Genomic DNA, 22013 nt, shown 5'->3' with positions numbered 1-22013 from the left:
GCTTATCCCTTCGCATACGTCTTGAGAAAGCCGGTGATCTCCAGGCCGGGCTCGTTGTCCACGCCCGGCATGAGCATTGCCACCCCGTGCTGGCTGCCGTAGGTGATCTTCAAGCGGCGATCCTTGCTGCCCTTGCTCAGGTCGTAGAGCTCCTTCGCGGCATCGACGAAGCTGGTGTCGAACTCCGCGCAGATATAGAGAACCGGCACCGCGAGTGCGGGCGCGGCCTCGCGCGCGTTCATCCCGGCGAACGCGGCCGGGGCGGAAAGGCTGATCACGCCGTCGACCGGCGGAGCGATCCTGGCGCCCGCGGTCACCACGGCCGTGCCGCCGCGGGAAGCGCCCATCAGAAAGACTTGGGTGACGCCCTGCCCTCGTAGGTAGGTGACCGCGTCGGCGACGTCCTGGTCGCCCAGATGGCCGGTGAAAGAAGAGGATCCGGCCCCGTTGAAGTCGAAGGCCAGCGCGCGGTAGCCACGCTCAGCCAGGGATCTCGCATAGGGCAGCCATTCGCACAGGGACCCCGGTGCCTGGTGGGCAAGGACCACGGCCGCCTTGCCGTCGCCGATGACAACGCCGGCCAGGCCATCGTTCTCCCCGAAGCGCACCTGCTTCCCGCCCGGCTGTACGAGCCCCTCACAGGCGGAGCCGCCCGGCTTCAAAGCCGGTGGCGCGGCCGGGGTCTTCGACGAGCAAGCTGTCAAAGCGATCGTGGCCGCCAGGGTCAGGCAAAGTGCGCGCATTGCTGAACTGGGTCTCCCGTCTGAGAGTGTTGCCGCCCTTGCCCTGCGCCTTCGGCGTCAGGCCCGCTCAGCCCGCGCTTTGGGGCGCAGGGCAAGGGTGGGGCGTGGACACCGGGCTCGGCGTTGCCCGGTGTCCACTCGTGTTACGAGGCGTAAACCTCGAATTCGGAGAGCTGGCCGGCGGGCCAGCCGGTGTTGCCGGTGAAGTTGATCCTTACGTAGCGCTGGCTGGAAGCGGTGAAGGTGATGGTCACCGTGTTGGCGCTGGACGGGTTGAAGACCCTCCCAGCCGATCCGGACAGCGTGGTGAACGAGGAGTTGTTGGTGGAGCCCAGCACCGACAGGGTCTGCGTGCGAGTCCCCCACGCGGGCGGGAGCTTGAGCACCACCCGGCCGACGCTCTGGTTGCTGCCGAGATCAACGGTGATCCACTGTGGCCACGCGTTGTTGACGCTTTCCCAGTAGCTGCTGGCGTTCCCGTCGACCGCGTTGGCCGAGCCGTAGACGTCGGCGTGGCCGCTTTCGAAGGTGGGCCGGCCCAGCGCCAGGTTGCTGTTGCTGGCCACCCCGTTGCCGGACAGGTTGACGGGGTGCGGGCTGCCCGGCGCGTTGCTGGTGAAGCTCACCGAGCCGGAGCGGGTTCCCGTACCGGTCGGCGTGAAGGTCACGCTGATCGTGCACGAGGCGCCGGCGGCCAGCGTCGCTCCACACGTGGTGGTGCGCGCGAATTCGCCGGTCACATTGACCGCGCCCAGGTTGGCCACGGCGTTGCCGGAGTTCGAGACCGTGACCGTCTGCGCCGCGCTGGTCGTGTTGACCGTCTGGTTACCGAACGCCACGCTGCTCGACGAGAGCCCGATCACGGGGCCGGTCGGCGGGGTTCCGCCGCCGTAGACCTCGAACTCTGCCACCTGCGCGGCGGGCCAGCCCGTGTTGCCGGTGAAGGTGAGCCGGACATAGCGACGGCTCGTCGAGGTGAAGTTGATGGTCACACTGTTTCCGGTGGCCGGGTTGAAGGTGTAACCGGCGGATCCGACGATCTGCGAATAGCTGCTGTTGTCGGTCGAGCCGAGCACCGACAGGGTTTGCGTGCGGGCGGCCCATGCGGCCGGGGGCGGCAGCTTGAGCACCACCCGGTTGATGTTGTAGGCCGCACCGAGATCGACGGTAAGAGACTGCGGCCATGAGTTGTTGACGCTTTCCCAGTAGGTGTTCGGGTCACCGTCGACCGCGTTGCCGGGCGCGTAGGGACCGTTCTGGCTCGTTGCCGAGGCTGGCTTGCCCGCGGCCAGGTTGCCGTTGGGGTCGAACCCGGTACCGGTGAGGTTGACGACGTGCGGGTTGCCCTGGGCGTTGCTGCCGATCGACAGCTGCCCCGAACGTGTTCCCGAGGCGGTCGGCGTGAAGGTCACGCTCACCGAGCAGTTCGCGCCCGGGTTGAGGGTGGCCCCACAGGTGGTCGTACGGGCGAAGTCGCCACTGGTCGCGATGCCGGAGATGGCCACCGCGGTGGAACTCGGGTTGGAGACGGTGACGTTCTGCGCCGCGCTTGTGGTGCCAACGGTTTGCGTGCCGTAGATCAGCTGGCTTGTCGACAGCTGGAGCTGCCCGGCCGGTGGGCCGGTGGTCGGCGGTGAAGTCGGCGGGACAGGCGTTCCCCAATTCGGCTCGTGCCACGGCCCGCAATAAGGAGTCGAGTCGAACCAGCCGGAGTTGCCCGCACCCTGGGTGATCACGAATCCGGAGCCGACACAGTTGTGAATGAGGTTGTCCGGCGCCTGGGCGATGTTGGTGGCCACCACGTTGGTGAAGGTGGCCGCGCCGGGTGCTTGGATCTGCAGCGCATAGGTTCCCGCGCCATCTATCCGCACGTTGGTGAAGTTGACCGTCCGCGTCTGCCCCTCGATCCACATCAGCGCCGCGTAGGAGCTGTCATAGATGTCGGTGTTGGTCACGTTGATAGTGGCGTTGATGGGCTCGTTGAGGCCGCTGAACCAGATCGCGCCCACCCCGAACTGCCAGTTGAAGTCACTGTTTCCGTTGCGTACCAAGGTATTTCGCGCCACGTTGGTGACACCTTGGACAGCCGTGGCACCGTTCACCCCCGGATACCGGTTGGCGACGTGGATGCCGCCACCGTTGGTGAGCGAGTCGGCCGTGACGTTGTCGGTGATCTGAATGTCCCGCCCGCCATAGGTGACGATGTTGTTGGCGAGGATCACCTGGACGACGGTGTTGTGGTCAAAGGAGTTGGCGACGTTCGGCACGCTCTGCGCCCACATCGCCAGGCCATCGTCGCCGGTGTTGCGCACAAAGGTGTTGGTGACCCGCGAGTTGGTGACACCCCAGTGGAAGTTCACGCCGTCGGCGATCTGGTCCACAATCTTCGAGTCTCGGATGACGAAGTTGTTCATAGGCCCATCCATCCAGGCCCCGACCTTCGTATTCTCCATCCAGACCCGCTCGACCACGGAGTCGGTCATGGCGCCACCCATGGCGTTGACCTGATCGTTGTCCTCACGCTCACGGATGTCACCGATGATGGCGAAGTCTTTGACGGTCACGTTGCGGGACGGGCCGCCGGCCTCGTGCGGGCGAACCCCGCCGCCATAGCCGCCCCCGCTGACATACTTGCCGTAGACGCCGACCGCGCGCGAGCGGTCGGTCGGGTGACGCCCCACCAGCTCGCTGTACCACATTCCCGCACCCTGCAACGTCACCTGGTCCACGACGACGTGGTCCCAGAGCGTGTATCTGCCCTGTGGAATGTAGACCGGCCTGGCCTGCGCCCGGCCCGCGTCGACGGCGGCCTGGAACTTGGCGGTCTGGTCGGCCGCGCCACCGCTCGGGTCGGCACCGAAGTCGGCGACGACGTCGATCGCGTTGGTGGGCTTGCCAATCGGTCCGGCGACATTCTCGAAGTCGGCCAGATCGATGGTGAAGCTGGGCGACTGGGCGGTCGAGCTCACCTGCAGGCGGATCTTCGTCCCCGCCGCGTAGGTTGAACCCAGCAAGGTGCGCGCCTCGTCATAGAAGTGATGCGGGTTGGTGTCGCCCGGGTTGTTGTTGAACGGATATCCCCCGTAGTACCAACCGAATTTCGAGGTGACCGGCACGCTCTTGAGGAAGGTGGTGCCCACCCGCACGTCGATCGTGGCATCGCGACCGGCACCCCCATTGCCGTCCGGAATGCTGTACCGGAACACCATCGCGTTCGCGGGCGCCGAAAGCGTGAATTCCACGAACTCGCCGACGGCGTCGAGCGTGATGGCTTGCCGCCCCGAGGCTTCGGAAGCGAGCGTGGTGTAACGGCGGTCGGGGCCGACCAGGGTGCCGTTGTTGGCGGCGTACTCAGCCTCTTGTTCGGTGAACGCCACGGCGGCGCCGCGATTCGGGATGCCCCAATAGGAGCGGGCCGGAACCCCGGTGGCCGCCGTGGCCGGTTGGGAAATGGCCAATGCTGCCATGGTTGCCGCCGCGCCGAGGGCACCGGCGAGGGCGGCAGCCAATTTCTTACTTCGTTGCATGAGCACAACCCTTCTAGGGGACGTAAGAGCCGTGCCTGGCAAAGTATTTAAGCCAGAAGCCAGGCCGCTGTGTCGGGTTGGAGCGCGTTGCTCGCCAGCGGGCGGCTGGTGAGCAACAGGGTCTCGTGCGGTGGAAGCGGAACATCCTCCTTGGACAGATTGACGATGCAGACGTGCCGTCCGCGGGTGAAGGTGAGCACCTCAGGCTGCGACTGGGACCACGCGAACGGTTCGTCGCAGAACTGGCGGCGCAGGCGAAGCGCCGTCCGGTAGAGCTCGAGCATCGATTGCGGATCGCCCTTCTGGGCCTCCATCGTGTAAGCCTTCCAGGCCGGCGGTTGCGGCAGCCACGGCTTGGCGGCCGCGTCCTCCGGGCTGAACCCGAAAGGCGGCTGGCTTCCCGACCACGGAATCGGGACGCGGCAGCCGTCGCGGCCCGGGTCCACGTTGCCGGAACGGTGCCACATCGGGTCCTGCCGCAGCTCGCTCGGGATGTCTTCGACCTCCCAAAGACCTAGCTCCTCACCCTGGTACAGGTAGGCGGAACCGGGCAGCGCCAGGGCCAGCATGATGGCAGCGCGGGCGCGCACCGTGCCCAGCTCGAGGTCGGTCGGGATGTCGTGCGCCTTGGCCAGGAACGCGAACGAGGTGTCCTCGCGGCCGTAGCGGGTCACGTGCCGGGTAACGTCGTGATTGGACAGAACCCAGGTGGCGGGAGCGCCCACCGGCTCGTGATTGTGCAGCGTCTCGTTGATGACCGAGCGGAGCTTCTCGCCATCCCAAGGGCTGCAGAGGAAATCGAGGTTGAAGGCGGTGTGCAGCTCGTCCGGGCGCAAATAGTTGGCGAAGCGAACCGGATCCAGGTTCCACACCTCGCCGATCAGCGCCCGGTCGCCGTATTCCTCTGCTATACGCCGCCAGGCCCGGTAGATCTCGTGCACCTCGTCCTGGTCGATGAAAGGGTGCGGCTTGCCCTCCTCGACCTCGGGCAGGGCCGGGTCCTTGGCGAGCATCGCGGCCGAGTCGATGCGGATGCCGTCGGCGCCGCGCTCGAACCAGAAGCGCAAAACCGCTTCAAACTCGGCTTTGACGTCCGGGTGCTCCCAGTTCAGGTCGGGCTGGGTGGAGTCAAACAAATGCAAATACCATTGTCCGTCGGGTACCTGGGTCCACGTGCCGCCGTTGAAAGGCGAAACCCAGTTCGTCAGCGGGGCATCGCGGAACCAGAAGCGTTCCCGCTCCGGCGATCCGGGCCCGGCCGCAAGGGCCTCGGCGAACCAGGGGTGCTGGTCTGAGACGTGGTTGGGCACGACATCGACAATGATGCGGATCCCCAACGCGTGAGCCTCGTCGATGAGTTGCTCAGCCTCTTGAAGCGTGCCGAAGAGGGGATCGATCGCTCGGTAGTCCGAGACGTCGTACCCGCCGTCGGCCTGTGGCGACGCGTACCAGGGGTTGAACCAGATCGCGTCGATCCCAAGCTGCTTGAGATACGGCAGTCTGCTTCGGACACCCGCCAGATCGCCGACACCGTCACCGTTGCCGTCGGCGAAGCTTCGCGGGTACACCTGGTAAATGGCTGCAGAACGCCACCATTGGTTAGGCATGGTCAACCTTTCATCGAACCGGCCGACAGGCCGCGGAGAATGCTGCGCTGGAACACCAGGAAGACGAGAATCATCGGGATACTGGCGATGACCAGTCCCGCCAGCAGCTGGGTGAAGGGCACCACCCCACTGGTCGCCGCCAGCCTGGTCAGAGCCACGCTGAGGTTTTGCACCTCAGGGTCTTGCAATACGAGCAACGGCCAGAGGTAGTCCTTCCACGCGCCGATGATCGACAGGATCGAGATGACCGCCAGCACCGGGCGCGACAGCGGAAGCACCACGCTCCACAGCATCCGGAACTTGCCCGCGCCGTCCATGGCCGCCGCGTCGAGGATGTCCTGCGGGATCTGGTCGAAGAAGCGCTTGAGCACGTAGATGTTGAAGGCGTTGGCCGCACCCGGCAGCCACAGCGCCCACGGCGTGTTGATCAGGTTCCAGCCCAGGATCGGCACATCGGTCACCGTCAGGTAGGCCGGCACCAGCAGCGCCGTCATCGGCAGCATGAGCGTGGCCAGCATTCCGGCCAGCACCAGCTTGCCCAGCACCGGCCGCAGCCTCGACAGCGCGTAGGCGGCGGTCACGTCGATGAGGACCTGGAAGAACCAGACGCCGACCGAGTAGTAGAGGGTGTTGAGGAAGTAGTGCCCGATCCGCAGGTTCTTCCACGCCGTCAGGTAGGTCTCGGGATGGAAGCTCTGCGGGATGATCGTCGGCTGCGGCGAGAAGATCTCCTGGTTGTCCTTGAGCGCACCCGTGATCATCCAGTAGAGCGGGAAGAGGAAGATCAGCGAGAACAGCACTATAAGAACGGTCAGAGCCGTGAAGTAGAGGCCACGGTGACGCCGGAAAAACACAGGCGAGACCAGACTGCGCACGTCGTCATTACTGCTCATCACGCCTCATCTCGGGTAAGTCGCAGGTACAGCGCCGAGAAGACGCCGAGCACTATGAACAGCAGCACGCTCATCGCTGCCGCCATGCCGAAGTCGTAGTTCACCGCGAAGGCGTACCGGTAGATGAGCACCATCACCGTGATGGTGTCGGTGTTGGTGACCCCGGTGAGCTGGAACGGCTCGATGAACACCTGCATCGTGGCCACGATCTGCAACAGCAGCAGCACCAGCAGGATAAAGCGCATCTGCGGGATGGTGACGTGGCGCAGCCGCTGCCAAATGCTCGCCCCCTCCATCTCGGCGGCCTCGTAGAGCTCGCCCGGGATGTTCTGCAACGCGGCCAGGTACATGATGAGAGCACCGCCCATGTTGGCCCAGGTGGACACGAGCACGAGTGAAAGCATTGCGGTGGAGGATGATTGGTGCCATTGCAGGGTGGGCAGGTGCACGCCCTTGAGGATCGCGTTGAACAGACCGTTGCCCGGGTCGTAGAAGTATTTCCAGAGCAGCACCACCACGATCGGTGGCAGCATCACGGGCAGGTACACCGCGACCCGGAAGAAACCCTTCGCGTGCCTGACTTCGTTGATGAGAACAGCGAGCGCGAAAGGCACCACATAGCCGAGAAGCAACGCGATCCCGGTGAACACCAGGGTGTTCTTCCACGCCGTCCAGAACAGAGGATCGTCGAAGATGGCCTTGAAGTTGGCCAGGCCCACCCACTCCGGGTCGGTCACAAAGTTCACTTGCTGGAAGCTGAGGATGACCCCGCGAACCAGCGGGTACCACGAAAACAGAGCGAAGACCGCGATGCCCGCCGCCATGAACCCATAGGCGGTGAGATTGTCGCGAACCCGGGTCGCCAAGCTCTTGCCCATACCGACTCCTATGTGGACTCGGGCCGCCGGCGAACCGGCGGCCCGTTGCGCCATGTTTACTTGACGGTCGCGAGGATCGAGTTGACCTGCTTCTCAGCGTCGTTGAGAAGCGCCTCGATGTTGGCGGCCTTGTCGGTGAGCACCTTGGCCATCACGGTGTCGAGCACCGCGTAGACAGCCTGAGCGTTCGGCGGTTCCACCTTCAGCGGGACGGGGTTGGCCACGAACATCTTGTAGTTGTCCGCGGGCACGTTGCCGTACTGCTTGCGGGCGGCTTCGGTCTTCGTCTTGGCGTCGCCGGCACCCCACAGGTTCGGCTCGGGCAGACCCACGACCTCTTTGTTCTCAGAGGCGGTCTTGTGGGCCTTCTCGATCCGGTCCGGGTTGGCGAACTTGAAGGTCAGCCACTTCAGGCCGGCCCGGATCTTCTCCGGGGTCGCCTTCGCGTTGATCATGTAGCCAGCGCCACCGGCCAGGGTGTTCTTGCCACCCGGGATCGGGGCCAGGCCGTACTCCTCCACCTTGCCGCTGTAGGAGTTCTTCATCGGGATGATGCTGTCCGGCGCGCCGACGTTCATGCCGAGCTTGCCACTGGCCATCATCTGAACGAGGTCGACCCACTCCAGGAGCTGCTTCTCGCCCATCGAGTTGTCGGTCCAGCGCATGTCGTAAAGGTCCTGTAGGAGGGCCTTTCCGGTGGCGTTGTTGAAGTCGGCCTTCCAGGTGTCGCCGTCCTTCTTCGCGACGTCGCCGCCACGGGAGTACATCTCGGCGGTGAAGTGCCAGCCACCGGTGTTGTTCTTGCTGTACTCGCCGTATCCGACGGTGCCGTTGCCCAGCGCCGAGATCGCCTTGGCCGCGGTGCGGACCTCGGCCCAGGTTGTCGGCGGCTTGTCCGGGTCGAGACCGGCGGCCTTGAACAGGTTGCGGTTGTACATCAGGCCGAGCGTGTACTGCTCGGTCGGCACGCCGTAGACCTTGCCGTCAGGGCCGCTGAAGATCTTCAGCAGATCGGGGCGGAGCTGGGCGAAGGCCGGGAATTCTTTGGTGTATGCGGAAATATCGGCAACCTGCTTCTTGGCGATCAGGTTGGCCGGGTCGGTGAACCATACGTGGAAGACGTCCTCGAGCTGCCCACCGGCAAGCCGGGCGGGGAACGTCTGGGCGTCCATCGTGCCCTCTTTGGCGTCAATCTTGATGTTCGGGTTCGCGGCTTCGAATTCCTTGACGTCGTCGAGGAAGGTCTTGCGCTGCGCAGCGTTCGTCTCCGGCGGGAGACCGTTGACCGTGATGGTCACCGGGCCCTTGGGCGCCTCAGGCTCCTCGCTGCAAGCCGCGGTAACCGTCGCGAGGCTTGCGGCCAGCACGACGCCGAGCGCCCTGCTGAACGTCCGTCTGTCCATTGCTCGAAGTCCTCTCGGTTTCAGGGACGTCACCTCGACGTTTCACGCGGGCGACGTTGCGGAGAAGACTAAGACCAGAGTTCGCAAGAAGTCTAGATGTCGTTGCAAAAACTTAATGCGCCGATGCAGTACTCCCACGAACTACCAGTTCAGGATCGAAAAGAAGCTCGTCGGCAACGACCGGGCTCCCGGCAATTTCGGCTACCAACAGGGCGACCGCGGCCTGCCCCATCGCCTCGATCGGCTGGCGGATGGTGGTCAGCGGCGGATCCGTGCAAGTCATGACGCTCGAGTCGTCGTAGCCGACGATCGATATGTCGGAGGGGACCTTGAGCCCGGCCCTTCTCGCACCGCGCACGGCGCCCAGTGCAAGCACGTCGCTGGCGCAGATCAGGCCGGTCGCGCCGCGGTCGACGAGCCGCGCGGCGGCGCTGTGGCCACCCTCCATCGAGAAGATCGTGCGTTCGACCAGCTGCGGATCGCCCTTGAAGGCATCGAGTTTGCGCTGCGAGGGCTGGTGATCGCGAGGGCCGAGAATGAGCCCGATGCGCTCGTGCCCGAGCGAAGTCAGATGCCCGTAAGCCTGCTCCACCGCGACCGAGTCGTCGGCCGAGACGCGCGGGAAGCCGAGCCCCTCTATCGAGGCGTTCACCAAGATCGCGGGTAGCCCGCGCTGCAACAGCCGGCGATAGTGATCATGATCGGCGTCCGCTTGCGCGTAGTTGCCACCCGCGAAAATCACTCCGGACACATGCTGATCTAGCAGCATGTCCACGTAGTCCGCCTCGGCCACGCCATCGGTGGTGCGGGTGCACAGAACCGGCGTGAAACCCTTCTTCGACAACGCTCCCGCGACCACTTCGGCGAACGCGGGAAAGATCGGGTTTTGCAGCTCAGGCAGGACCAGTCCGACCAGCCGGGCCCGCTCACCGCGCAGCTTGACCGGCCTCTCGTAGCCCAGCACATCCAGGGCCGTCAGCACGGCATTGCGGGTGGTGTCGGAGATCCCGGGACGGCCGTTGAGCACCCTGCTCACGGTCGCCTCGCTGACCCCGACGTACTTGGCAACTTCGGCCAGTCGACGCGTCATGCGTGCAAGCATAAGGCACGAACGTGCAAATAGCTTGCACGGATTTGCGCTATGGGAGCGCGGTCACGATCTCCAACACCGACCTCCTGCGGCCCGTATAGAAGGGCACCTCTTCCCTGACGTGCCGGCGCGCGGTGGAAGCTCGAAGATCACGCATGAGATCCACAATGCGGTGCAGCTCATCGGCCTCGAACGCGAGCATCCACTCGTAGTCACCCAGCGCGAAGCTCGCCACTGTGTTTGCCCTCACATCGGGGTAGCCGCGCGCCATTTTGCCGTGCTCGGCGAGCATTTCGCGCCGCTCCTCGTCGGGCAGCAGGTACCACTCGTAGGAGCGGACGAACGGGTAGACGCAGATGTACTGCTTCGCCTCTTCACCGGCCAGGAACGCAGGGATGTGGCTCTTGTTGAACTCGGCCGGCCGGTGCAGCGCCGCCTGCGACCAGACCGGCGCCAGGCACTTGCCAAGGCTGGTGCGCCGGAAGAGCCCGTAGGCGTCCTGCAGCGCGTCGGCCGACCCGGAGTGCCACCAGATCATCACATCGGCGTCGGCGCGCAACCCGGCGACGTCATAGATCCCACGGACCGTCACGTCCTTCTCCGCCAGCTGAGCGAAGAGCGACTCGACCTCGTCCGCGGTGTCCTCCCGCATCGCGGGGGCGGGCTTGTCCGCGCGGAACACCGACCACATGGTGTACCGGATCGTCTCGTTGAGCTCCCGGAGACGGGCGGCGTTGCTCTGCTGTTCGGTCATAGGCCCCATTTTCGCATCAATGTCTGCGCGGCCGCGCGGCCGGAGGAGACACATGCAGGAATCCCGATGCCGTCATAGGCCGCGCCCGCCAGCGCGATGGGGCTGTCTTCAAGCGAGGCCCGCACCGCGGCCACCCGTGCCAGGTGACCGGGCGCGTACTGGGGCAGGCCGCCACCCCACCGGTCAACGCTGACCTGCACCGGCTCGGGCAGATCACCGAGCACCTGGCGCAGATCGGTTCGCGCCGTCCGGGCGAGGTCGTCGTCGCCGCGCTGCAGCACCTCCGGCGACTGTGCCCGGCCCAGGCTCGCCCGGATCAACACGCTCCCCCCGCGCAGATGCTCCCACTTGCTCGTGAAGAAGGTGGCCGCTTTGATCTGCAGGCCTTCGTTTTCTGGTACCAGGAAACCGGAAAGCTCAGGCAGGGAAACCTTAGGGAAGCGGAGGGTGACCAGGCCTACGCTGGCATAGTCGACCTCCACGGCACCGAGCTCCGGCAGCAGCCGCCGCGCCTTGCCGCCCGGCACCGCGAGCACCACCCCGTCCGCGTCCACTTCGGACAGATCGCGGACCACCGCTTCCGTCTTCACCGTGACACCAAGCTCGACGAGCCGGTTCACCAGCGCCTCCACCAGCCGCGACAACCCGCCCACGACGGTGCCGAAAACCGGCCCACCCGAATGCGCTTTGCTCGCCGAGATCGCCCGGCCCACCGCGGCGGACAACGTGTTTTCGGTCTGCAGCAACCGATGCAGGCCCGGCATGGTCGCGGCCACGGAAAGCCCGTCGGCGCGGCCGGCGTAAACACCGCCCAGCAACGGATCCACCAGTTTGGCCACCACGTCGTCGCCCATGCGCTCGCGCACCACCTCACCGACGGCCGCGTCTTCCCCTTGCGCAAGAACAGGTTTCCCTTGATCGACATCGTGCCCCGCGCGCTGGGCGATGCCCCCCAGATCGGTGTCCGGGCCGGGGATGCCGAGCATTGTCCCGCCTGGCAACGCTTTCAGCGCCCCGTCAAGGTAAAGCCCGGCCCCGAACCCGGTCGGGTGAACGATATCCGCGCCAAGCCCAACCTCTTGCGCCAGCACCACCGCGGCGCTCGGCCCGCCCGCGGGCGCGCGCATCAAGAAGTTCTCCGCGCCCGCCTCCCGCCCGTCCACGGTGCGCAGCTTGCCGCCCAGCCACCGCGAGCCCTCGAGCACCGTCACCCGCGCCCCGGCCTGAGCCGCCTCCAGCGCAGCCGAAAGCCCCGCTATCCCGCCCCCCACGACCACCACACTCCTACGCACCCCACCACCCTAACCACCCCCACCCCGCCCGCCCCGCCCGCGCGCTGCGGGCGGGGCGGGCGGCGGCATGGCTGTCGCGCCACAGCCCTCGCCCGCGCTGTGGGCGGGCAGGGCGGGTTTGTCGCGGCGAAGCCGCGGGGGTGACCAAGCACGGAGGTGGCGTTGCCGCCCGGGAGGTGCGGCGAAGGACCACGACGTGGCGGCGCAATAAGGTTCAAAGGCGGGAGGCGATGATGTCGGCAGCGCGGCGGAGGGTGTCCAGGTCGTCCTGGGAGAGGCCTTTGAGCAGGGCGGCCACTGCTCGGACCCGGTCGGCGCGGCCCTGCTCCAGCAGGAGGCGGCCGGCCTCGGTGGCTTCGACGTGGACCAGGCGGCGGTCGGTGTCGTCGCGGCTGCGTTTGGCCAGGCCGGATTCTTCAAGCGCGGCAACCAGTTTGGTGATCGCCGCGGGGGTCACCCGCTCCTGGTTGGCCAGGCGGCTCATGGTTTGCGGGCCGCCGAAGACCAGGACGGCGAGCAGGGAGGCGCGCGGGCCGTCGAGGTCCATGCCGACGTCTGCCCTGGCCGCACGGCGCAGCAGGCGCAGCGCGGCCGAGTGCAGCACGTTTGCCGTTCGATGGCGGGCATCCCTGGGTACGCCTTGCGGCGGTGGAGGCAGTTGACTCACCCCGGGTCACCTCCTTTACGATGGTAAAAGATTTTCTGGAGTAAACCATATTCTGGAGGAAGTCATGGCGCTCGGGCCACTGGGGCAGATCCATCTCACCGTTACCGATCTCGACCGGTCGGTGGCTTTCTACCGCGACGTGCTGGGGATCCCGCTCATGTTCGTCGTGCCGGGCCAGCCGATGGCCTTCTTCATGAGCGGCGAGGTGCGCCTTTACCTGGGCAAGCCCGAGTCGCCGGAGTTCGTCACCCGCTCGATGCTCTACTTCTGGGTGGAGGATATCGACGCTGAATTCAAACGCCTTTCCGCCGCGGGTGTCCAGATGGCCGATGAGCCGCATGTCGTTCATCGCGATGACTCCATCGAGCTGTGGATGTCTGCCTTCCACGACCCTGACGGCCACCACCTGGTTCTCATGCAGGAGCGACCTCTGCCATGACCCTGTTCATACCGTCGTGATACCCCCGAAGCCGGGTCCGCTAACTGCAATATGATCGAGGGATGCAAAGTCCACTGGGGAACTTTCCCGAAGCCTGGCGCGCCGTTGACCGTCCCGATCTGGTGGCTCCACCCGTCCTCGAAGCCCTGACCATATGGTCGGCCGGCGAGGAGGTCCTGGTCGTGGACACCGATCCCGAGCTGGCCGACACGGCCAACTTCTGCGCCGCCTACGATGTCGCGCCGCAGGCGAGCGCCAACTGCGTGGTCGTCGCGGGCAAACGTGGCGGGGCCGTGACCATGGCCGCGTGCCTTGTTTTGGCCAGCACCCGCGCCGACGTGAACGGCCTGGTGCGAAAGCAGCTCGACGTGCGCAAAGCTTCGTTCGCGCCGGTGGAAACCGCGGTGGCGGAGACCGCGATGGAATACGGCGGGATCACCCCGATCGGGCTGCCGGCCGGCTGGCCGCTGCTGATCGACGCGGCGGTCGCCGACACGGCACACGTCATCATCGGCAGCGGGCGGCGCAGGGCCAAACTCCTGGTGCCAGGCAAGCATCTTGGCACGCTGCCCCGGGCGCAGATCCTGGCCGACCTGGGCATCTGAGATGCCGACGACCCACATTCTGTTCGACTTCTTCGGAACCCTGGTCGAGTACGACTCCGCCAACGGGGTGACCAGCTATCCCAAAACACGCGAGCTGCTTGCCCGCTGGGGCGTCGAGCTGACCGACGAGGAGCTACTCAGCCAGTGGCGGGAACACTGGATGGGCTTTGAAGTGCGAAGCCAGATCGATCATCGAGAGTTCTCGATGGTCGAGGCGGCCGGCCCGTTTCTCACCATCCTGCTGGGGCGCATGCCCGGAAGCGACGAGGTCGACGAGTTCGTCGCGGTCTACATCGAGGAATGGAACGGCGGCGTCTATCACATCGACGGCATGGCCGACTGGCTCACCGAGCTGGCACGCAACTACCGGCTGGTGATTGTCTCCAATACCCATGAGGCCGATCTGGTACCAGGACATCTGCGCCGCATGGGCATAGCTGGCCTGTTCGACCTGGTCGTCCTGTCGGTGCAGGTGGGATGGCGCAAGCCCCATCCGGAGATCTACACCGCCGCGATGGATCGGCTACGCCTCAAACCCGAAAACGCGGTGTTCGTCGGCGACAACTATCTGGCCGACTACGTCGGGCCGAGTCAGGCCGGCATCCGCGCCTACGTGATCGATCCACTCCGGATCATGGACGTGCCGCCCGAGCATCGCCTAGGAAGCGTCTTTGAGGTGGCCGAACGGATCCTCGGCTGAATAGTCGCGAGCCGGGTCGGTCTCCACCAGCTGCACCAGCTCGTCGGGCCGCACCCGCTCCGGCAGCTCGCCGAAGCGCGCGTGGCGCAGGAAGGCAAGCTCGTCGTCGGTGAACTCCTCGGGCATGCCCCCAGTATGAGGGGCGGCCCCGGGAACCGGGACCGCCCCACATTTCTTTCACGGACTAGGCGAAGGCCCGGCCCGCAGCGTTGGCCGCCAGATCAGGGCGATGCGTCACGCGCAGCGAACTGATCAGTGGCTTGTTGAAACCGGTGTGGGTGATGAACCTGATGTTCATCACGCCGTCGGTCACGGTGGCCGTGAACGTCCGGCTCATGGCCTTGTAGTTACCGCCGGTCTCAAGGTTGATGTCCAGGTTCGGGATCACCTCGACACCTTCGATCATGACATCGAAGATGCGCTTGTTCGGCTTGGTGTTGGTCAGCTCGGCAAAGTCGAGCTGCACCGTGTAGGTGCCGTTGGCCAAACCGTCGCAGCGGTACTCGTACATGTTCTGGCGAGCGTTGGCCAGGCGAGCCGGGTCATCAGTCCCGGTGATCGCGTGGCCGGTGCTGACCACTGTGGTGCTGCCGAGGTAGCCGCAACCGGCGCCCGCGACAAAGGCCTTGTCCTTGGTCCAGGTGTCGCCCTGCGGGTCGACGTGGGTGTTGTTGCTACCCGAGTCGATCGCCTGCTGGAAGCCCGGAACGATCAGCCTCACCGGAATGAGCAGCTCAGGGTTGCGGCCGCTCTGCGAGGTGACCTTCAGGACTCCATTGTGGACACTTCCGGCCGGAAGCCCGTTGGCGTCAACCGTCACCGTGATCCGGGTGGAAGCCCCTGGTGCCAGCGAACCCGACGCGATCGACGCGCCGAGCCACGGAACGTCCGGCGACTCGGCAACCGAAACCGGTGTGGCAAGGCCACCCGTGTTGGTCACCGTGATCTGGCGGACCCGGGACTGCCCGGCCGGTACCACAACCTCCAGCGCCGCAGGCGTTGCGGTGACCCGCGCCGTCTTCAGGCTGGTGTTCAGAACCGCCACGTCGGCCGACTCGAGCGCGAAGCTCACCGTCGTCGTCTCGTAGCTGGCCTTGGTGATGGTGGCCGTCCGGTCCCCGGCGGGGATCTGGGCAAGGTAGGTGCCGTCGGCCGCGGTGGTCGCCGTGCCGCCCTCGTCGAAGGCGACGGTGGCGCCCGCGACGGGCAGGCCGTCGTTGGCGTCGGTGACCGTGCCACGGACCACGCCGTGCTTGGTGGTGCGGAAGGCGATCGCCGTCGAACCCGTCGCGAGCACCGAGGTGTTCAGCGAGTACTGGAAGGCGTCGGTTCCTGTCGCGTTCTCCAGACCGATGGTCGCGCTGCTGCCGGACTCGAAGCTAGTCCCCTCGACGTCCTTGTAGCGGTAGACAACGCTGCCGTCTTCGGAGATTTCAGCCGCGAACGAGAGACGCTGCGCAGTGTCGAAGAAACTGCGGATGTTGCGCCATTCGATCACGAACTTGCGGTGGGGTGCGGTGCCGACCACACCGGTGTAGACACCGGCTGGGGCATCGACGAACCAGTCGTCCCACAGCGGGTAGAGCGCGCCGTTGGGAAGGCCGGTGGACGGAATGGCCACGTTGGTCTGCGTCGCAGAGGCTGCGGCGAAGGCCACGCTGCCATTCGTGGTAACGGTGGCGCTGGTGTAGTTGACACCGTAGAGCGGAACAGCGAACGGCAGGGTGATAGCCAGCTGAACGTCGTCACCTGTCAAAGGAAGCAGGTTGGACACGTCTGGATAGGTGCCGGTCGCGGTGCCACAGGCGTAGCCGAAGCTGTCCGTGCGCTCAGGGAGAGCGACGTCGACTGTGACATTTCCGTTGAGGTTGACCGTCTGCGTGACAGAGTCAGCGCAGCGCAGCGGCGAGCTTACCGCCAGCTCGTAGGTGCCCTGGGGCGCCGTGATGCTGTAGAAGCCGGCCGCGTTGGTGACGGCCGACAGCGGCGTGGTGAGCAGCTGCACCGTTGCCCCAACGACGGGTGCTCCGGCGCTGGTGACGGTTCCGCTGATCGTGGCGTTGGCCGCGGAGGCCAGGTCAAGATTCAGCGTGGCGGTCGCACCTTCGGTGACCGTCACATTGCCGGTCGCCGTGGTGAAACCGAACTTCGAGGCGGTCACCACGTAGTCCCCGACGCTGAGCACCGGGAACGAGTAGGTGCCGTCTGCGGCGCTGGTCGTGGTGCGGCTGATTGGCCCGTCCGCAACCACGGTGGCACCGGCCAGCGGAGACCCGCCGCTGGTGATGACGCCGCTAAGCGCACCGAGCGCACCGCGCGGGGCGGCACTCACGGCAGCGAAGGCGTCCAAACGTCCCTCACCGAAGACGTTGTTGTCGGCCGCTGTTCCACCACAGGTGGTGTCGTTGACATCAATGGCGGTGGTGTCAAGAAGTGCCCGAGTCGCCTCGATGTCACCCCTGACCGCAGGCGATGCGGACCAGATGAGCGCCACCGTCGCCGCAGTGTGCGGTGATGCCATCGAGGTTCCGTTCAACGTGGTGTACCCGCCGCCCGGGATCGATGAACGCACGTTCACACCAGGAGCCGCGATGTTCGGCTTGACGTCGCCGTTGAGGCCGGGGCCGCGGCTGGAGAACGAGGCGATCACGTTGTTGATGTCGAACGCGCCAGACGCGTAACTGTTGGTGTACATACCGGGCGAGCCGGACGAGTTACACGACGGGCCGCTGTTGCCGTTCGAGAAGGCGGGGAAAATCCCGGCCGCGTTCCACGCGTCCACAATGGCCTGGTAGAACGGGTCGAAACCGCCGCCACCCCAAGAGTTGTTCACCACGTCGGGCGCAAGGTCCGGACGCGGGTTGTTACCGTTCAGATCGGTCGGAGCGATGATCCACTGACCCGACGAGAGAAGTGCGAAGTCGGAACAGCTGTTGGTCTCGCAACCCTTGGCAGCGATGAAGCGTGCGTTCGGAGCGACACCGATCTGATTGCCTGCACCATCGTCACCGACCATGGTTCCCATGGTGTGAGTGCCGTGGCCGTTGTTGTCGCAAGGAGCGGCGGTTGGGCAGACTTCGGAGGGATCGAACCAGTTGTAGTTGTGGTCGAAAACTCCTCCGCCCAGGTTTCCGCGGTACTTCGCCACGAGCGCGGGGTGGTCGAACTGCGTGCCCGTGTCGACGTTGGCCACGACGATTCCCTCGCCGCGGAACCCTAGCTCACTCCACACCCGTGGCGCGTTGATGCGATCAACGCCCCACTCCACCATGTTCGGGGACACGCTGGCGGTGCCGGGTGTGACGTCGGGCAGCTTGTAGGTCTTGAGCTCTTCGATGGTCGCGACCTCGGCGCGCTCGGCCAGTGTATCGATGAGCTTGGAGCTACCCGTGACCTTGATGCGGTTAGCGATCCAGAAGGACTGGTAGTCAGCGCCCGTGTTGTCGAGCAGATTACGGACGCCAGCCTGCGATGTTGTCGCAGTGTCCAGCAAAAGCCGCCTCACCTCGGCGCCCTTTTCGGCCTTCGTGGTCTTGGCCGCGGCCGCACTGAGTGGTGCCTTCGCGTTGAAGGTCACCCAGAACGTGATTTTGTCGCTAGCGGATGCGGCAGCGCGCACCGCCGCCGACACCTTTTCCTCCCCCGTGGAAGGCGCTGCAGCCGCATAGGTAGGGCTGCCGGCCATGGTGGCCGCCAACACTCCTATTAGGACAGCACTCCACCGGGAGCGAGTCGCAAGAACAGTCATGGGCCGACACTGCCGGTTACCGATCCATCGCAAAAGATATTGATCGTGGCACATATGTGACGTGGCACGATTGTGTCATAGTGATTGGATGTTCGAGGCACTGGGGCTCAGCCGAACAGAGGAGCAGGTCTACCTGCGGCTTCTCCGTCACGGTCCGGCCTCGCTCGCGACGCTTGCCGCAGCCACCGCTCTGACCAGGCGCAACTTAAAGGGGGCAATCGAACGTCTAAATGCGCTTGGCCTGGTGTCGTCATTGCGACAGGAACGTTTAATGGCCGTTCCGCTCGAGATCGGCGTCGATCACCTGATCCAGCAACGACGACACGATCTCGAGGTGATCCGCCACTCTGCGCTGCGGCTCGGCCTGGAATTACAGGCCGCTTCGGACACCGCGACCTCCGGTCAGATCACCGTGCTGACCAGTCCACACGAGGTTTCCCTTGCCCTGCCTCAGCTTTGCCAGGTCGCCGAGCAGGAGCTGCGCATCCTGGTCCGCTCCCCCGCCGACGGCTACCCAATTCCCGAAGCGGCGCAAGGTGTTTCGCGCAAGGTAGCACTCGATCTTTCGCTCGCCGAGCTGTCGGTGAAGGGCGATGCCGAGGTGCGGCTGGCCCGCGACCTGCCCACCAACCTCGCGATCGCCGATCGGGAGATGGCCCTGCTCCCGCTGGAACAAAACGCGCTTATCGTGCGGCGTGGCAACCTGTTCGACGCCCTTGAGGCGCTCTTCGAGGCGGTCTGGGCTCGGGGCACCCCGCTGGCCCAGGAGCCGAACGACACCATCGACATGCAGGACAGGGAGTTGCTTTCCCTGCTGGTGGCCGGGCTCACCGACGATGCGGCCGGGGCTCGGCTCAACATGAGCCGCCGCACGGTCGCGCGCCGGGTGCAGCGGCTGATGATGGTCACCGGGGCCCACTCCCGACTCCAGTTAGGATGGTGGGCCAGGGAACGCGACTGGCTGTCCTAGGAGGACCCTGTGCCAACTGAGTGGCGTCGTGATCTGGTCACGGCCTTGATCGGGCTTTGGATCGTCGTAGGCGTCCACTTCGACGGCTGGGCACATGTGCACGTGCTCAACCTCATCGACGATTTCTTCACGCCCTGGCACGCCTCGTTCTATTCCGGGCTGGCCGCCTTCGCGGCGTGGCTCGGCATCATCGCGCTGCGGATCCGCCGCCCCGGAGATACAGCATTTCAAACATTTCAAAGGCTGCCTCTCGGGTACCGGGGAGGCGCCATCGGCGTCGCCATCTTCGCCGCATCGGGCGCCATCGACCTGCTCTGGCACGAGCTGATCGGCATCGAGGCCTCCATCGACGCGCTGCTGAGCCCGCCGCATCTCGGTCTGATGACCGGCGTTCTGCTGATGGGGACGAGCGCCTGGCGCTCACAGCGGGCCCTGTCGGCCACGGCCACCATCCCCGAGCTCGTCTCGCTCACCTCGGCCGTGATGGCTGCCGGGTTCTTCCTCAACCCGCTTTCGCCGTTTCGCTGGGCGGCCCCGGCCACCGGCTTCCAGCCCTACGACGACGACTACGTCGTGGTGATGTGGCTGGGCGGCGTGCTGGTGAGCACCGGCCTGCTGCTGATCCCGACCCTGTGGCAGGTGCGCGACGGCCGCCACCGGGTGGGCACGCTGACCACCCTCACCGTGGCCGTCGGCCTCGGCACCGCGATCGCGATGTCGGAGCACTGGAAGATGAGTGTGCTCATCCCCGGCGTCATCGCCGCCGGGATAGGCGCGCTGGCCGGTGACCTGATAATCGCCCAGGTCCCCTGGCGCGACTGGCGTTACGGCCTGCCGATCGTCGCCGGCCTCAGCGCGTTTCTGATTTGGACCTTCCAGCTCATCGCCTACGCGACGACCGCCGGAGTGCTCTGGCCCGAATCCCTGTGGGGTGGCTCGCTGCTGTTCGCGGCCGGCACCGGCGCCGCCCTCGGCTCACTGCTATGGCGCCCGTCGCGCCATCTGTCCTCGCCCCCGCAGGCGGCTGAGCCCGCCTACGCCGAAGCTCCGCGATCAACTCCTTGATCACAGGGAGTGGACCAGCTCCACGACGCGGGTGAGGACGGCGGGATCGGTCTCGGGCATGACACCGTGCCCGAGGTTGAAGATGTGACCCGGCGCGGAGCGGCCCTCGGCGACGATCCGGCGGACCTCCCGCTCCACCACCTCCCACGGCGCGAAGAGCACGCTCGGATCGAGGTTGCCCTGCACCGCGCGGCCGCCGACCAGAGCGGCCGCGGTGTCTAGCGGGGTGCGCCAGTCGACGCCGACCACATCGGCCCCGGCTTCGCCCATCGCGGTGAGCAACTGGGCGGTGCCCACGCCGAAGTGGATGCGCGGCACCTTGATCCTTTCCAGGACGAACGAGGAGTGCGGCATCACGTAGGTGCGATAGTCGGCCTCGGACAGCGCGCCCGCCCACGAGTCGAACAGCTGGATCACCGAGGCCCCCGCCGCGATCTGCACCTGCAGGAAGGTCAGCGTGATCTCGGCGAGCCGGGCGCACAGGGCATGCCAGAGCTCGGGCTGCCCGTACATCAGGGCCTTGGTCTTCTCGTGATGCTTCGACGGCCCGCCCTCGACGAGGTAACTGGCGAGGGTGAACGGCGCCCCGGCGAAGCCGATCAGCGGCACCTCGCCCAGCTCCTTGGTCAGCAGCCGGACCGCTTCGTCCACAAACGACACCTGCTCGGGCGCGAGCGCCGGTGGCAGGTCGGCCTCGGTGCGGAAGGGCTCCGCGATCACCGGGCCTACCCCACCCACGATGTCGAGATCCACCCCGGCCGCGACCAGCGGAACCACGATGTCGCTGAAGAGGATCGCGGCGTCCACGCCGTGCCTTCTCACCGGCTGCATCGTGATCTCGCAGACCAGTTCCGGCCGCCGGCACGACTCCAGCATCGGCACCCCGGCGCGGACCTGCCGATATTCGGGAAGCGAACGTCCCGCCTGCCGCATGAACCACACCGGCACGTGCTCAACGCGCTCGCCCCGGCTGGCTTTCAATAGCTCACCCATCCCAGTCATCCTCACACAAACGCGGCTCGGCGCGCCGTGGAGGGTGATAGGGGGAAATAGAGCCTACTGTGATGTGTATGGCGCTCACGACCGTACTGCCTGAGACCTTCACGCGCGCCGTCAGCGCAATGCGTGAGGTCCACCCGCGCCAGGAGATCGCGCTGGAAGAGGTGCCACCGCCGACCAAGCTGGCACCGTACTCCTTCGCCATGGGCGGCAGCGTTCTGCGCCACGGCGAAGAGGTCACCACCGGCAGGCTCATCCTGCTGCACGACCCCGCCGGGCATGAGGCGTGGGAAGGCGACACCCGCCTGGTCTGCTATGTGCAGGCGGAGGTCGAGGCCGACATGGCCGGCGATCCCCTGCTCCCCCAGGTCGGCTGGGCCTGGCTGGTCGACGCGCTCGACTCGCTGACCTCGGGTTACCGGGCCATCGGGGGAACCGTCACGCTGACCACCTCGAGCAAGTTCGGCGGGCTGCACGGGCCCACCACGACCGATCTTGAGCTGCGGGCTTCGTGGACTCCACTGCGGGTACCGGTAAATGATCATTTAGAGGCATGGTGTTCGCTGCTCGCGTCCACCGCGGGGCTACCGCCCGTCGGCGTCGCCTCGCTTCCCCTGCGCCGCACCTGACAAC

At 65.9% G+C, this 22013-nt stretch carries 19 protein-coding genes and 1 pseudogene; 7 read left to right on the top strand and 13 right to left on the bottom strand.

The window, feature by feature from the left end:
* Positions 1-2: 2 nt before the first annotated feature.
* The 10 genes from Rhe02_RS13580 to Rhe02_RS13535 all read right to left on the bottom strand — a co-directional run bounded on the left by Rhe02_RS13580 (position 3) and on the right by Rhe02_RS13535 (position 12854).
* Positions 3-743, bottom strand: a complete 741-nt coding sequence (locus tag Rhe02_RS13580) for an alpha/beta hydrolase (RefSeq protein WP_203908544.1) — start codon at positions 741-743, stop codon at positions 3-5.
* Positions 744-886: 143 nt separating this feature from the next.
* Entirely contained in the window at positions 887-4270 is a 3384-nt protein-coding gene (locus Rhe02_RS13575) for a discoidin domain-containing protein (protein ID WP_239123771.1), read from the bottom strand.
* Between the two features lie 47 nt (positions 4271-4317).
* Positions 4318-5877, bottom strand: a complete 1560-nt coding sequence (locus tag Rhe02_RS13570) for a glycoside hydrolase family 13 protein (RefSeq protein WP_203908543.1) — start codon at positions 5875-5877, stop codon at positions 4318-4320.
* A 2-nt stretch (positions 5878-5879) separates the two neighbouring features.
* A complete protein-coding gene (locus Rhe02_RS13565) occupies positions 5880-6770 on the bottom strand; it encodes a carbohydrate ABC transporter permease (protein ID WP_203908542.1) in 891 nt (296 codons plus the stop codon).
* On the bottom strand, positions 6770-7648 hold the full coding sequence (locus Rhe02_RS13560; protein ID WP_203908541.1) for a carbohydrate ABC transporter permease: 879 nt from the start codon (positions 7646-7648) through the stop codon (positions 6770-6772). The genes Rhe02_RS13565 and Rhe02_RS13560 overlap by 1 nt, the downstream gene beginning before the upstream one ends.
* A 56-nt stretch (positions 7649-7704) precedes the next feature.
* Positions 7705-9051 carry an ABC transporter substrate-binding protein gene (locus tag Rhe02_RS13555; protein WP_203908540.1) on the bottom strand — a complete coding sequence of 449 codons (1347 nt, stop codon included), beginning with the start codon at positions 9049-9051 and terminating at the stop codon, positions 7705-7707.
* Between the two features lie 112 nt (positions 9052-9163).
* The gene (locus Rhe02_RS13550) at positions 9164-10141 is read right to left on the bottom strand and encodes a LacI family DNA-binding transcriptional regulator (protein WP_203908539.1); all 978 of its coding nucleotides are present in this window, start codon (positions 10139-10141) and stop codon (positions 9164-9166) included.
* A 49-nt stretch (positions 10142-10190) separates the two neighbouring features.
* On the bottom strand, positions 10191-10895 hold the full coding sequence (gene hemQ / locus Rhe02_RS13545; RefSeq protein ID WP_203908538.1) for a hydrogen peroxide-dependent heme synthase: 705 nt from the start codon (positions 10893-10895) through the stop codon (positions 10191-10193).
* Positions 10892-12187: a protoporphyrinogen oxidase gene (gene hemG, locus Rhe02_RS13540; protein WP_203908537.1), complete on the bottom strand. Its 1296-nt coding sequence runs from the start codon at positions 12185-12187 to the stop codon at positions 10892-10894. Before hemG ends, hemQ begins: the two co-directional genes overlap by 4 nt.
* A 214-nt stretch (positions 12188-12401) precedes the next feature.
* The gene (locus Rhe02_RS13535; RefSeq protein WP_203908536.1) at positions 12402-12854 is read right to left on the bottom strand and encodes a MarR family winged helix-turn-helix transcriptional regulator; all 453 of its coding nucleotides are present in this window, start codon (positions 12852-12854) and stop codon (positions 12402-12404) included.
* Positions 12855-12918: 64 nt separating this feature from the next.
* Between Rhe02_RS13535 and Rhe02_RS13530 the strand changes: the two genes are divergently transcribed.
* The 3 genes from Rhe02_RS13530 (at position 12919) to Rhe02_RS13520 (ending at position 14598) form a co-directional block, all read left to right on the top strand.
* Entirely contained in the window at positions 12919-13293 is a 375-nt protein-coding gene (locus Rhe02_RS13530; RefSeq protein ID WP_203908535.1) for a VOC family protein, read from the top strand.
* A gap of 62 nt (positions 13294-13355) precedes the next feature.
* Positions 13356-13898 carry a YbaK/EbsC family protein gene (locus Rhe02_RS13525; protein WP_203908534.1) on the top strand — a complete coding sequence of 181 codons (543 nt, stop codon included), beginning with the start codon at positions 13356-13358 and terminating at the stop codon, positions 13896-13898.
* A gap of 1 nt (position 13899) precedes the next feature.
* Complete coding sequence (locus Rhe02_RS13520; RefSeq protein ID WP_203908533.1) at positions 13900-14598, top strand: HAD family hydrolase; 699 nt, start codon at positions 13900-13902, stop codon at positions 14596-14598.
* Here Rhe02_RS13520 and Rhe02_RS13515 read toward each other — a convergent pair.
* A complete protein-coding gene (locus tag Rhe02_RS13515; RefSeq protein ID WP_203908532.1) occupies positions 14557-14724 on the bottom strand; it encodes a hypothetical protein in 168 nt (55 codons plus the stop codon). The genes Rhe02_RS13520 and Rhe02_RS13515 overlap by 42 nt on opposite strands.
* Positions 14725-14782: 58 nt before the next feature.
* The gene (locus tag Rhe02_RS13510; protein WP_239123769.1) at positions 14783-18346 is read right to left on the bottom strand and encodes a S8 family serine peptidase; all 3564 of its coding nucleotides are present in this window, start codon (positions 18344-18346) and stop codon (positions 14783-14785) included.
* Between the two features lie 88 nt (positions 18347-18434).
* Between Rhe02_RS13510 and Rhe02_RS50885 the strand changes: the two are divergent.
* The 3 genes and pseudogenes from Rhe02_RS50885 to Rhe02_RS13500 all read left to right on the top strand — a co-directional run.
* Positions 18435-18599: pseudogene (locus Rhe02_RS50885) on the top strand (helix-turn-helix domain-containing protein); the annotation flags it as partial.
* 18 nt (positions 18600-18617) lie between these two features.
* Positions 18618-19316, top strand: coding sequence for a helix-turn-helix domain-containing protein (locus tag Rhe02_RS13505; protein WP_239123767.1), 699 nt, complete (start codon positions 18618-18620; stop codon positions 19314-19316).
* A 9-nt stretch (positions 19317-19325) separates the two neighbouring features.
* The gene (locus tag Rhe02_RS13500; RefSeq protein ID WP_203908530.1) at positions 19326-20381 is read left to right on the top strand and encodes a hypothetical protein; all 1056 of its coding nucleotides are present in this window, start codon (positions 19326-19328) and stop codon (positions 20379-20381) included.
* On the opposite strand, the gene hemE is transcribed toward Rhe02_RS13500, so the two are convergent.
* Positions 20382-21374: a uroporphyrinogen decarboxylase gene (gene hemE, locus Rhe02_RS13495; protein ID WP_239123766.1), complete on the bottom strand. Its 993-nt coding sequence runs from the start codon at positions 21372-21374 to the stop codon at positions 20382-20384.
* A gap of 77 nt (positions 21375-21451) precedes the next feature.
* On the opposite strand from hemE, the gene Rhe02_RS13490 reads away from it, so the two are divergent.
* Positions 21452-22009 carry a DUF3000 domain-containing protein gene (locus Rhe02_RS13490; protein WP_203908528.1) on the top strand — a complete coding sequence of 186 codons (558 nt, stop codon included), beginning with the start codon at positions 21452-21454 and terminating at the stop codon, positions 22007-22009.
* Positions 22010-22013: the final 4 nt, after the last annotated feature.

The organism is Rhizocola hellebori (assembly GCF_016862955.1).
Taxonomy (GTDB): domain Bacteria; phylum Actinomycetota; class Actinomycetes; order Mycobacteriales; family Micromonosporaceae; genus Rhizocola; species Rhizocola hellebori.
Note: the sequence above shows the minus strand (reverse complement) of the source record. Positions and strands in the feature narration are given on the sequence as shown.